Raw genomic sequence first — 12,399 nt, 5'->3', positions numbered from 1 at the left:
GCATGGTGATCCGCATCGCTCAGGAAGAATGGCGAACGCTGCTGCGCAACCGCGCCGGCGTGATCGCCACGATGCTGTTGGTCGCGTTGGTGCTGGTAGCGGCGTTCGTCAGCCTGGAGCGGCGCACGCGGATCGAAGCCGACCGCGCGGGCTATCAGGCAAGCGTTGACGCGGACTTCGATAAACAGCCCGCCCGGCACCCGCACCGAATGGTGCATTACGGACAGTTCGTGTTCCGCCCGCTCGCGCCGCTGGCGTTTTTCGACACCGGAGTCGACAGCTACACGGGCAATACCATCTTTCTGGAAGGGCACCGCCAGAACAGCGCCAACTTCGCCGAGGCGCGCCAATCCTCGTTGCTGCTGCGCTTCGGCCAGCTGACGCCTGCATTCGTGCTGCAGACACTGGCGCCGCTGCTGCTGATCTTCCTGGCATTCACCAGCGTCGCACGTGAACGGGAGCGTGGAACCTTACGCCTGTTGCGTGCACAGGGGGTGGATGGTCCCCGGCTCGTCGCAGGCAAGTTGATGGGACATGGTGCGATCGCGCTGGCGATCGGTTTGCCCGCCTTTCTGGTGCTGATCGGCTTTGCCGCCATGGGCATGGCGGACTGGGCGCCCATCGCATTGCTGATCCTGGGTTATGCCGTTTGGCTGCTGATTTGGGCAATGCTGGCGGTGGTGATATCCTGCTTCGCCAGCCGGTCGCGCGACGCGCTGGCTGCATTGGTCGCACTATGGATGGTCGGAGTGATCCTGTTGCCGCGCGCGCTTCCCGAGGTCGCGGCGGTCGAGACGATCCTGCCGACCCGCATCGAGACAGAGGTGGCGCTGCACCGCGACCTGGCAAGAATCGGTGACAGCCACGATCCCGAGGATCCGTATTTCAACGCTTTCAAGCAGCGGACACTGGCACGCTACGGCGTGTCGCGGGTCGAGGACCTGCCGGTGCAATATGCCGGGTTGGTCGGGATGGAGGGGGAGCGGCTCAGCACCGATCTATATGCACGCGCTACCAACGAGGTGTCGGCGCGTGAAGCGTCGCAGAATGCACGCGTGCATGGCTTCGCCGTGCTCAGTCCACTGATCGCCATCCGGCAATTGTCGATGGCGTTGACGGCGAGCGACGTGACCGCGCACCAGGATTTTCTCGATCAGGCGGAGGCGTTCCGATACCGCTTTGTCCAGACGCTGAACCGCATGCAGGCGGTGCTGATTCCCCATATAGGCGGCGAGGATCCGCGGGTTTCCGCTGAGAATTGGAAGCGGGTGCCACGCTTCGCCTATCAGCCCTACGATCCGCTACGCAGCAACGCCGCGTCGATCGGCGGGAACCTGATGGTTCTGCTCGGCTGGCTGGTTGGGCTGAGCGTGCTTGCGACACTGGCGGCGCGGCGCATCGGAGGGATCGTACGATGAGCCGCTGGTTCGCGGAGCTGCGCCTGATCCGGCGCTCCTACCTGTCGTTATGGTCCTTGGCGCTGCTGTTCGCCTTGTCGGCGCTGGCGGTTGTGTCGGGCCTCCAGCACGTGGCGCGGCAGCATGCCACGATTGAGCGCGTCGCCAAGGCACAGGCGCAAGATTTCGCTGCCGTCGCTGCCACTCATGGCAAGCCTGACGGCGATGCCGGCGACGCGGCCTATTACAGCTTCCTGCTGACTCGCGATGCGCCGCCGCCACTCGCCTTTGCGGCGATCGGGCAGCGCGACATCCAGCCTTATGTGCTCCGCGTCCGCGCATTGGGACTGCAGCAGCAGCTCTATGACGCGGAGGCGATCAACGCCGAATTGGCGCTGCCCGGCGTTTTCGACTGGGCGTTCGTGCTGGTCTATCTCGCCCCGCTGATCGTGATCGCGCTCGCCCATGATCTCGTCACCGGGGAGCGTGAAGGAGGCAGGCTGCGGCTGTTGCTCTCCATGCCAGGGCATGGCTTGTGGTGGCGCCGGATCGGCTTGCGCTACGCGCTGGTAATGATGGCGCTCGGCCTGCCCTTGGTCGCCGGCACCGTCCTCAGCACTGCACCTTTGGCCGGGACGGGAGCCATGCTGCTTGCAGCAGCCTTGTATCTGGGCTTCTGGTTCGGTGTGGCACTGCTGGTCGGAAGCGCCGTGCAGGCTTCAGCGACTGCGGCGGCGGGACTGATCGGCTGTTGGATCTTGCTCACGCTGGTGTTGCCGACGCTCGCCAATGCGGCGATTACGCGCGCCATTCCCGCCGCAAAGGGCGTCGACTTGACCCTGGCGCAGCGCGAGGCCGTTCACCGTGGCTGGGACATAGCCAAGGGCGATACGTTCGAACGTTTCTTCCTCAACCATCCCGAATGGCGCGGCCGCGAAGCGTTCGAAGGGCGCTTTCACTGGAAATGGTATTACGCCATTCACCAGGTGGGCGACGAAACAGTGGCGACCGATGTCGCAGCCTATCGCACCAGCCTGCTTGCGCGGGAGCAGTGGAGCGCGCGTGCCGGTTATCTGCTCCCTGGCGTGGCTGCACAGAGCGTGCTGCACCGGATCGCCGATACCGATCAAGCCGCCCAGCTGCATTATCAGGACAGCGTCGCCACGTTCCACACGACGCTGCGGCGCTTCTTCTATCCTTATCTGTTCGCGGACCGGCCATTCACGCGTGCCGACTTCGAGCGGATCCCGGCCTATGTGCCACGTGCGCCGACCGGCTCACTGCCGCTCGCGCCGTTGCTGGCCCTGCTTGCGACCGCGGCGTTGCTGCTGGCGATTGGCGGGTACCGCATCGCGCGCGTCAGCGGCGCCGGGCGCGCCTGATCCAAGGAGGTTCCGTGAATCCGTTCCGTCTGGCTCCGTTCGTGCTCGCGCTCGGCACGCCCCTGGCCGCGTCTGCGCAGCAGCGGGCCGTCCTGCCGCCGGTGCTGCCCTGGTCTGGTGCGAGCGAAGGGTGGATTGCCGCGCCAAACGACCCTTGGATCACGCCCGCCGAGCGAGATGGCTTCGCCGAGACGCCAAGCTATGCCGAGACGCGTGCCTGGCTCGAACGGTTGGCGGCGGCATCGCCATTGCTGACGCTGGAGACGTTCGGCCGCACCGGTGAGGGGCGCGACTTGTATTTCGTTCGGGCAAGCAAGGGCGGCGCGCCGAAGCCGGTGGTGCTGATCCAGGCGGGTATCCATTCGGGCGAGATCGACGGCAAGGACGCCGGGCTGATGCTGCTGCGCGACATCGCGCTGCGCGGGAAGGCGGATCTGCTAGAGGAAATCGATCTGGTGTTCGTGCCGATCTACAATGCCGACGGGCATGAGCGGACCAGTCCTTATAACCGGCCCAACCAACGTGGACCAGGCAATCCGGGCATCCGCTCGACTCCGCAGAACATCAACCTCAACCGCGACTATGCCAAGGCCGACGCACCCGAGACGCAGGCGATGTTGCGCCTGTTGAATCGCCTTGACCCGATCCTGTACGTCGACATGCACGTTTCGGACGGGTTCGATCACGGCTATGACGTGACCTACACCTTTGCTGGCTGGGGCCGGCACGTACAGTCAAGGGCGATCACTGGCTGGCTGAACGGATCATTCAAGACGGGCGTCGATGCCTTCATCCGCGAAAGCGGGCACAATCCCCATTTCTATCCCAGTGCCATTGATGAGCGCGACCTGAGCCGCGGATTACGCGTGGCCGCCGAGGGGCCCCGCTACTCCACGGGCTATGGCGATTTCGCGCGCGTGCCCACGGTGCTGGTCGAAATGCACTGCCTCAAGCCGTATCGCCAGCGTGTGCTTGGCGCTTACGCGATGATGGAGGGCGCGCTGCGCCAGGCGGCCCGAGATCGGGCGACCCTACGTGCGGCGATCGATGCCGATCGGGCCGAGCGCCCGAAGACGTTGGCCGTCCGCTGGGAGCGCGACGAAACTCCGCTGGATTGGGTGACCTTCGCTGGCGTGGCGCTGGAGCGCTATCGCTCGCCGGCGTCGGGCGAGGAGGAAGTGCGCTACCTCGCCCGCACCGAACCGCAGCGCGTGCCGGTGATCGGTCAGCGTCCCGTTGCGCATGTGACCCTCCCCAAGGCGTGGTGGATTCCCAGCGACTCTACCGACATCATCGAGCGGCTCGACCTGCATGGCATCCGCTATGAACGGGTCGATACGCCGCAAGCTTTGGAGCTGGATTTCGTGCGGCTGGCGGAGCCGGCGCTTGGTCCCGTCAGTGAGCGGCGCGTGATGGTGTCGGCCAAGATGCGGCATGAGCGCCGTCGTGCGACAATGCGCGCCGGATCGTTGCGGGTGCCCTACGATCAGCCCAAGGGCTTGCTTGCCGCTGCCTTGCTTGAAGCTGAAGCGCCCGACTCCTTTCTGGCCTGGGGCTTCTTTCCCGGCATGCTGCAACGTGCAGGAGGCATGGAGCGCTATGCGGGCGCCCCGCTGGCAGAGGCGATGCTGGCCCGCTCGCCGGGGTTGCGTGCGGCATTCGAGGCAAAGCTCGCCAGCGACGCCGCCTTCGCGAAGGATGGCGAGGCGCGGCTTGCCTGGATACTCGACCACTCGCCGTATCGCGACGATGGCTATCTTCTATATCCAATCGGCCGGGAGCTTTGACGCCGTTTCAAGGATGAGAGCGGCGGATCGCGGCCTTGCTCCAACAGGTCCGCTCCCTTGTGTCGCTGGCCTCCCCATTGGCAAGAACGTCGGCACGTCGCCTGGGGACCAGGGTCGCATGCGCACCATGATCGTGTTGAACAGGTCGGATGTGAGATGATCGCTCAGCCAGGCGTGAAGACGCGGCAGCGGCAATGTGTCGAACCACGCCTGGTCCACCGCCGCGAATTGCCGTACGAACGGGATTATCGCGGCATCCGCCAACCCACGCGCCCGCCCGCAAAGCTGACCTCCCGCCTCCAGTCGCGCGTCGATCTCGCGGAGGAACGCCACGCCTCCTTCACGGTAATCGTGCGGGTCGACGGCGTAGCGCTCCGGATATTTGTAGCGGTCCAGGTCCGGTTTGAAGCGCGTTTCGGTAAGGGCGATCAACGCGGCATCGTCGCGTGCCAGCCATTGTTCCGGATCCCGCGCCGCCAGTGCCCAGCGCATGATGTCCAAACTCTCGTCGATCACTGCGCCGTCGGGCAGGACCAGCACGGGAACGGTCCCCTTTGGCGATGCGGCCAGCATCGCCCCCGGTTTAGACCTAAGTGCGACTTCGCGCAGTTCGCAGCGTGTGCCGCTGATTGCCATCGCGAGCCTCGCCCGCATCGCATAAGGACAGCGGCGGAAGCTGTAGAGGATGGGATCAGGAGGCGCAGTCATCGTCCTCACCGGCCTGCACCGCGCCGATATGCGATCGGCCTCGCGATGCGGCGAGCGTCTCCTGACGGTGGCGCTCGCGTGCGGAGGCACGCTGTGCCTCGGTCCGCTCTCCGTGGCACGCCGCACAACTTACGCCGGCTTCGTACAGCGGCGACGTTCGGTCTTGTTCGTTGAGCGGACGGCGACAAGCGTGGCAAAGTGTGTGGCTGCCCTGAGCAAGGCCATGGCCGATCGCAACACGCTGGTCGAACACGAAGCATTCGCCGCGCCACAGGCTCGCGTCCTGCGGCACCGTTTCCAGATACTTCAGGATGCCGCCTTGCAGGTGGAAGACATTCTCCACGCCTTCCTGCTTCAGAAAGGCAGTCGACTTCTCGCAGCGAATGCCACCAGTGCAGAACATCGCGACCTTTGGCTGTTTACCAGCAACCAGCAGCCGTTCGCGCTCGCTGCGGAACCAGGCGGGGAAGTCGCGGAAGGTCGCCGTCTTCGGATCGATCGCCCCTTGAAAGGTGCCGATAGCGACTTCATAGTCATTGCGGGTGTCGATGAGGATGGTTTCCGGATCGGCGATGAGCGCGTTCCATTCCTGTGGCGCGACATAGGTCCCGGCACTGCCGCGCGGCTCGATGTCCGGTTCGCCCATCGTGACGATCTCGCGCTTCAGGCGCACCTTCATTCGATGAAATGGCATGGCGGACGCGCTGGACAGCTTGACGTCCAGCTCCGCGCAGCCGGGCAGGCTGCGGATATGCGCCAGAACGGCGCTTATCCCGTCTGCAGGCCCGGCAATGGTGCCGTTGATCCCCTCATGCGCAAGCAGAAGCGTTCCGCGTACACCCTGCTCACGGCATAGGCGCTCAAGTGGCCCTTGGATGCTCGCACAGTCGTCAAACGGCGTGAACCGATACAAAGCAGCCACGCTCAGCGGCGAAGGCGATGCGGAAACTGAGTTGTCCATACCCACCGCGCCATAACCGCCGCGGCAACCCAATGCCATGCCCACGCCGCGGCGGCGGGATGATCCTGCTGGAACGATCATGCGTGCTTCAGGCAAGCTGGCATTGCGCTGCCGCTACCCACTGGACCGTTTACCGGCCGAGCAGATGTTCCACCAGCGCACCCAAATTGCGGAAGCCGGCAACCTTCAATCCGCCCGCCTCGGGCTGAGACGAAGGCGCCAAGGCTCGCCCGAAGCCCAGTTTGGCGGCTTCGCGGCAGCGCAGTGCGCCATGCGCCACCGGGCGTACCTCTCCGGACAGCGCGACCTCGCCGAACAGCACTGCGTCCACCGGCACCGGGCGCTCAGACAGTGCGGACACCAACGCAGCTGCCACGGCAAGATCGGCCGCGGGATCCTGCACCCGATATCCCCCGGCGATGTTCAGATAGACTTCGCATGCCGAAAAGCTGAGGCCACACCGCGCCTCCAGCACGGCCAGGATCATCGCCAGCCGTCCACTGTCCCAACCGACCACCGCCCGCCTTGGCGTCGCCCCGCTGGCCAGCCGCACCACCAAGGCCTGGATCTCGACCAGCACCGGCCGCGTACCCTCCAAAGCCGGAAACACCACGGTGCCCGTCACGGTCTCGTCCCGCTGCGTCAGGAACAAGGAGGATGGGTTCGACACTTCCTCCAGCCCTTCGGACTGCATCGCGAACACGCCGATTTCGTCGGTTCCGCCGAAGCGGTTCTTCACCGCGCGCAGGATGCGGTACTGGTGGCTGCGCTCGCCTTCGAAGGCCAAGACCGTGTCGACCATATGCTCGAGCACGCGCGGTCCGGCGATCGACCCGTCCTTGGTTACATGCCCGACCAGCACCAGCGCGGTGCCGCGCTCCTTCGCGAAACGGATCAACTCGCCCGAACTCGCCCGCACCTGGCTGACCGTGCCCGGCGCGCCTTCGATCAGGTCTGAATGCATCGTCTGGATCGAATCGATGATCAGCAGATCCGGCGCCGTGCCGTGCCCCAGCGTTGTCAGGATGTCGCGTACCGATGTCGCCGCCGCGAGCTGCACTGGCGCGTCGCCCAATCCCAGCCGCCGCGCGCGCAGCCGAACCTGGTCGGAGGCCTCTTCGCCTGAAACATAGGCGACCTGCCGGCCCGCCTTCGCCAATTTGGCCGCCGCCTGGAGCAGCAAAGTCGATTTACCGATACCCGGATCGCCGCCGATCAACGTGGCGCTCGCTTCGACGAACCCGCCACCAAGCGCGCGGTCCAGCTCGGCGATGCCCGTCGCCATCCGGTCCGGCAGCGCGATAGCGGTGTTGAGCCCGGTCAGCTGGATAGCCCGCCCGCCCGATTGCAGGTTGTGCCGTGCCTGAAACGGCGTCACCACGCCGCCGGCATCTTCCAGCAAGGTGTTCCATTCCGAGCAATCCCCGCATTGCCCGGCCCATTGCGAGGTCACCGATCCACAGGATTGGCAGACATAACGTTTCTTCGGCTTGGCCATATGTCGGCACTAACACGGGAACAGGAAGAGAACAATTGTCTCGCCCGGTCCAGCGTTCAGCTTGGCCCTACAGCCCTCAACATCGGGCACGCCCGGCCGAAGCCCGCCTCGTTATCATTTGCCGGCACCCCGGTAACGTCATTCAATACGCCCTCCCAGGCGCTCCAGTCGGTCATGTCCATTCCGCACCCCCCGGCGCCTCGTTGATCCCTCTATCCTCATTGTAGAATAGGGCACCGTCGTGGCAAACTTGCCCGCTCCCGGCCCCGCCGCTAAGCCGCCGCGATGCAGCCCACCGACCTTCGCGTCGCGCTCTTCAGCGGCAATTACAATTATGTCCGCGACGGCGCGAACCAGGCGCTGAACTTCCTCGCCGGCCACCTGCTGTCGCAGGGCGTTAGGCTGCGGGTCTATTCTCCCACCACAGACAAGCCCGCCTTTGCTCCCACCGGCGAATTGGTCAGCGTGCCGGCCTTGCCCGTTCCAGGCGGGCGCAGCGAGTACCGCTTCGCTTGGCGCCTGCCTGCCGCCACTAAGCGCGACCTGGAAGCCTTTGCCCCCGATATCGTTCATGTCTCCGCGCCCGAAGTGCTCGGGCACCGCGCGGTCAGCTGGGCGCGCGAGCGCGGCATCCCCAGCATCGCCTCGCTTCACACCCGGTTCGAAACCTATCCCCAATATTACGGCATCGGTTTTGTTGCGCCGTTGATGATCAAGGCGCTGACTCGCTTCTATAACCGTGTCGATCAGGTGGTGACCCCGGGCCGGTCTACTGCCGATCTGCTGCGCAAGTGGGGCGTCAGCACTCCGATCCGCACCTGGTCGCGCGGAGTCGATCACGATCGGTTCAATCCCGAACGCCGCGACCTTGCCTGGCGCCGGTCGCTTGGCATCGCGGACGATGAATTCGCAGTCGGCTTTCTCGGCCGCTTGGTGCTCGAAAAAGGCCTCGATATCTTTGCCGATGTCTGCCGCTCGCTTCGTGCCCGCGGCGTGCCGCACAAGGTGCTGGTAATCGGTGACGGGCCCGCGCGCGACTGGTTCGCCGAGCGCGTGCCCGACGCCGCCTTTGCGGGCTTCCAACGCGGCGATGATCTCGGCCGCGCGGTGGCGTCGATGGACGTGCTGTTCAACCCGTCGATAACGGAGACCTTCGGTAACGTCACGCTGGAGGCGATGGCGGCTGGCGTCCCCGTGGTCGCCGCCCGAGCGACCGGCGCAGTGGATCTGATTGATGAAGGCGTCACAGGCTTCCTTGTGCCCCCGCGCGAGGTCGAAGCCTATGTTCAGGCCATTGCCCGCTTGGCGCAGGAGCCCGCGCTGCACCGCGCCCAGGCACAGGCGGGGCATGCCAAGGCGCAGGCATATCGCTGGGAGGTCATCAACCAGGTCGTGCTCGACACTTATCTGGAGATGCTGGAAGGCAGGGAGCCTTCCTCCGCCTCGCTTCGTTGACCGGCAAGAAGCCGGAGAAACGCGATGACCTACGATCCCCAGGATGAGCCCGCTACCGACGACCGGTCCGAAGAGATGGAGCGGGTGCAGGAAGAAGCCGCCGAGGAACGCGAGGAAAACGGCGGCTATCAATAACGTGCAATCAGTGCGCCCGGGTTGACGCTGCATTGCAGCATCGCCACCTGCGGCGCATGCCCGACCTGACCAGCGCCCGCGATTCCAGCACCCTTGCCGCTCCACCGGCAAGCCGGCATCCCGGCCTGGTTCACTTCGCGCTGGCGATGGGCGGCTTTGCGATCGGCACCACCGAATTCGCGACCATGAGCCTGTTGCCCTATTTCGCGTCGGGCCTCAGCATCGACGAGCCGACCGCAGGGCACGTCATCAGTGCCTATGCCCTGGGCGTGGTGGTCGGCGCCCCGGTGCTCGCGGTGCTTTCGGCGAAACTAGCCCGTCGAACCCTGCTGATCCTGCTAATGGCGATGTTCGGGGTGTTCAACGGCCTGAGCGCACTCGCTTCCAATTACGAATGGATGCTGCTGTTCCGCTTTCTCAGCGGCCTGCCGCACGGCGCCTATTTCGGTATCGCCTCGCTGGTGGCGGCCTCGCTGGTCCCCACCGACAAGCGTTCTCAAGCGGTCGGCAGGGTACTGCTCGGCCTTACGGTTGCGACCGTGATCGGCGTGCCGATGGCGAACTGGATGGGTCAGGCGATCGGCTGGCGCTGGGGGTTCGGGCTCGTGGCGGTGCTTGCGCTGCTCACCATGGTGCTGGTCTATTTCCTCGCTCCTGCCGACAAGCCGGACCGCTCCGGCAGCCCGCTGCGTGAGCTCGGCGCGCTCGGCAATGGGCAGGTCTGGTTGACGCTCGGCATCGGCGCGATTGGCTTTGGCGGCATGTTCTGCGTCTACACATACGTCGCCTCGACCCTGCTCGAAGTAACTCGCGTTTCTGCCGGCATGATCCCGATCGCGCTCGGCGTCTTCGGAGCCGGCATGACTGCCGGTAACATCATCGCCCCGCGCTATGCCGACCGCGCGCTGATGCCGACCGCAGCCGTGCTGCTGATCGGCAGCGCCATCGCTTTGGCGCTTTACCCGCTCTCGGCCGGCAATTTCTGGCTGCTGTGCCTAGACATTTTCGCGATCGGCTTTGGCGGCGCGCTGGGGCCCGTACTCCAGACCCGGCTGATGGACGTGGCCGGCGAAGCCCAGGCCCTTGCCGCCGCGCTCAATCACTCGGCCTTCAACACCGCCAATGCGCTCGGCCCCTGGCTCGGGGGCTTGGCGATCGCGGCAGGCTGGGGCTGGACCTCGACGGGCTATGTCGGATCGGGGCTGGCCCTTGGCGGCCTGCTCGTCTGGGCCTTGGCCCTGCTCAGCGCCCGCCGCCTGAACCGGCGCCAGGATGGCACGAGTCAGCGCAAGACCGATCTCCTGCGAACTTCATAGATAATGACTCTAGAATGATCGGATCAGCCGGAGATTGAGCTTCGGCGTTTCATCGTCGGTATCGTACCGCGCGCCGGTGAGTGGAACTGCAACTTCAAGGTTCGCGCCCATGTTGGCGGTAAAGTCAGTGCGTACGCCTCCTCCGGTTGATGCGAGCTCGCCGCTGCCGAAGCCATTGGCCAAGTTGCCGACCTGTCCCCCATCCAGGAAGACGTAGAGCTGCGCTCGGCGGAACATTCCGAACGGCTGGTTCCAAAGGTAACGCAGTTCGGCAAGCCCCATCACACCCTGGTCGCCGCTGCGCTCGCTCCAATCATAACCCCGCAGAAACCCTGTGCCGCCTAGCCCGGTTTCCTCGGTAATCAACAGCGGCTGCGACGCTAGCTGACTCTGGGCTGCCAAACGGAGGCTGAATTGCCCGCCGAGTTCGGTGCTCCACTCGCTCCACGCGCTAAGCGCCGTGAATGTCGCATCGGCATCGTATCGTGAGGCGAGCGGATCCGCGAGCCTGGTGGCCCCGAAGATGCCGAACCCCTGAGACAATGTTGTGCTGACCCGGAGCCGACCGCCCGCAAGGTCACTATAGCCGTACAGCGATACGCGCGCAGTCGCGATCCGGTCGTGCCGGATGCGCACGGACCTGCGCCATTGCTGCAAGTCGCGTACGCCCAGTTCGGCCTGCAGCCACAGACTGGCATCGCGGCGGCGCCATAGCGGGTGCAGCAGTTCGGCACCCACAAACCAGCTGCGGCTCTCCAGATCTAGCGGCTCTAGATAAGCACCCGGCTTAGCAGCCGAGCCCGACGCCACCAGCGCAACTTCAGTGCCGTCCGCACTTACCCGGTTGGCGTAGCGTAGCCGACCATATTGAAGCTCGCTGGGTTCCGCGGGTGTCGTCGAATAGGTGACGGTGAAGGCGTCGTCCGAGGAGAACAGCGCGTTCATGTCTACGTCGAGACGAAGCTGCTCGGGGCCGATCGGCTTGGTGCCTTCGTTGGACAAGGCAACGCGCGCAGCGAGCTTGTCCTGTGTCACCCGCACCAGCAGGACGCCCTTGCCATGCTCCCGCAGGAACTGCGTCTTGCGGATGCGCACGCCGTCCACGTCGCCAGCGATAAGCAGCCTGCGCTCGACATCGCCCAGACGAGCAGGCTTGCCGTTGATCAGCGCTGCAAGTGCGCGGCGCACGGCCGGCTGTTCGGGCCCGTCGAAGCGTATCGCATCCACCCGGCCCTCATCGATGCTGACGGTGAGAACGCCGTTGGAGAGCCGCTGCGGTCCGATCCATGCAGATGCGAACGCGTATCCGCGCGAACGTGCTCGATCGGCGATGGAACTGGCGAGCGACGCGAGTTGGTCCGTCGCCAGCGTCTTGCCGATCTGCTCGGCGATGAGGTCCGCGAAATCGGCGGGCGAAAGCGCCTGAAGGCCTGCGATGCTGATCGCGCCAGCAAAGATCGCGGCGCCGCTGGCCACCCTGCTGCTGGGCGCTGCCACATCGATCGCAACGCGCGGCTTGGGCGCTGTCAGCTCTGGCTCCTCGGAGGGGCGCAACGTGGCAGGTGCTACGCGATCCAGTGCGGTTTGAGCATGCGCGGCTCCACAGAGCATGGCTCCGCCCATTGAAAGTGCCGCAACTGTACCGGTGGTCCGCATCACTCGTGGGGAGCTAAAGCTAAGCTATTACGAAATCGTCAAATAGCGCCCATGTTAACTACGCGTGCAAACGCGGTTGAAAGGCATCGCGGATAGTTTCCATC

9 protein-coding genes are annotated in these 12,399 nt (G+C 65.1%); 5 read left to right on the top strand and 4 right to left on the bottom strand.

Annotation, left to right across the window (positions count from 1 at the left end; all coding sequences use genetic code 11):
- The first annotated feature begins 2 nt into the window (after positions 1–2).
- The 3 genes from FHT02_RS07080 to FHT02_RS07070 are packed head-to-tail and all read left to right on the top strand — an operon-like array spanning position 3 to position 4,566.
- Complete coding sequence (locus FHT02_RS07080; protein ID WP_184086287.1) at positions 3–1,418, top strand: ABC transporter permease; 1,416 nt, start codon at positions 3–5, stop codon at positions 1,416–1,418.
- Positions 1,415–2,779 carry a DUF3526 domain-containing protein gene (locus tag FHT02_RS07075; protein ID WP_184085938.1) on the top strand — a complete coding sequence of 455 codons (1,365 nt, stop codon included), beginning with the start codon at positions 1,415–1,417 and terminating at the stop codon, positions 2,777–2,779. Before FHT02_RS07080 ends, FHT02_RS07075 begins: the two co-directional genes overlap by 4 nt.
- Positions 2,780–2,793: 14 nt before the next feature.
- Positions 2,794–4,566, top strand: a complete 1,773-nt coding sequence (locus FHT02_RS07070; RefSeq protein WP_343056855.1) for a M14 family metallopeptidase — start codon at positions 2,794–2,796, stop codon at positions 4,564–4,566.
- Here FHT02_RS07070 and FHT02_RS07065 read toward each other — a convergent pair.
- The 3 genes from FHT02_RS07065 to radA all read right to left on the bottom strand — a co-directional run bounded on the left by FHT02_RS07065 (position 4,540) and on the right by radA (position 7,733).
- Positions 4,540–5,274, bottom strand: a complete 735-nt coding sequence (locus FHT02_RS07065) for a glutathione S-transferase (RefSeq protein ID WP_184085936.1) — start codon at positions 5,272–5,274, stop codon at positions 4,540–4,542. The genes FHT02_RS07070 and FHT02_RS07065 overlap by 27 nt on opposite strands.
- Positions 5,258–6,235, bottom strand: a complete 978-nt coding sequence (trhO, locus tag FHT02_RS07060; RefSeq protein WP_184086283.1) for an oxygen-dependent tRNA uridine(34) hydroxylase TrhO — start codon at positions 6,233–6,235, stop codon at positions 5,258–5,260. Before trhO ends, FHT02_RS07065 begins: the two co-directional genes overlap by 17 nt.
- Before the next feature lie 130 nt (positions 6,236–6,365).
- Complete coding sequence (gene radA, locus FHT02_RS07055; RefSeq protein WP_184085934.1) at positions 6,366–7,733, bottom strand: DNA repair protein RadA; 1,368 nt, start codon at positions 7,731–7,733, stop codon at positions 6,366–6,368.
- Between the two features lie 285 nt (positions 7,734–8,018).
- Here radA and FHT02_RS07050 point away from each other — a divergent pair, with 285 nt between their 5' ends.
- Together FHT02_RS07050 and FHT02_RS07045 are read left to right on the top strand one after the other, a co-directional pair.
- Positions 8,019–9,188 (top strand): glycosyltransferase family 4 protein, encoded by a 1,170-nt coding sequence (locus FHT02_RS07050; protein ID WP_184085932.1) that lies wholly within the window; start codon positions 8,019–8,021, stop codon positions 9,186–9,188.
- 191 nt (positions 9,189–9,379) lie between these two features.
- A complete protein-coding gene (locus FHT02_RS07045; protein WP_425506416.1) occupies positions 9,380–10,639 on the top strand; it encodes an MFS transporter in 1,260 nt (419 codons plus the stop codon).
- A gap of 9 nt (positions 10,640–10,648) precedes the next feature.
- Here the strand turns inward: FHT02_RS07045 and FHT02_RS07040 are convergent, their stop codons facing one another.
- A complete protein-coding gene (locus FHT02_RS07040; RefSeq protein WP_184085930.1) occupies positions 10,649–12,115 on the bottom strand; it encodes a ShlB/FhaC/HecB family hemolysin secretion/activation protein in 1,467 nt (488 codons plus the stop codon).
- Between the last annotated feature and the right edge of the window lie 284 nt (positions 12,116–12,399).

The organism is Sphingomonas xinjiangensis, assembly GCF_014199255.1.
In the GTDB taxonomy this organism is placed as follows: domain Bacteria; phylum Pseudomonadota; class Alphaproteobacteria; order Sphingomonadales; family Sphingomonadaceae; genus Sphingomonas; species Sphingomonas xinjiangensis.
The sequence above is the reverse complement of the archived record's forward strand: the minus strand, read 5'-3'. Positions and strand labels throughout refer to the sequence as shown.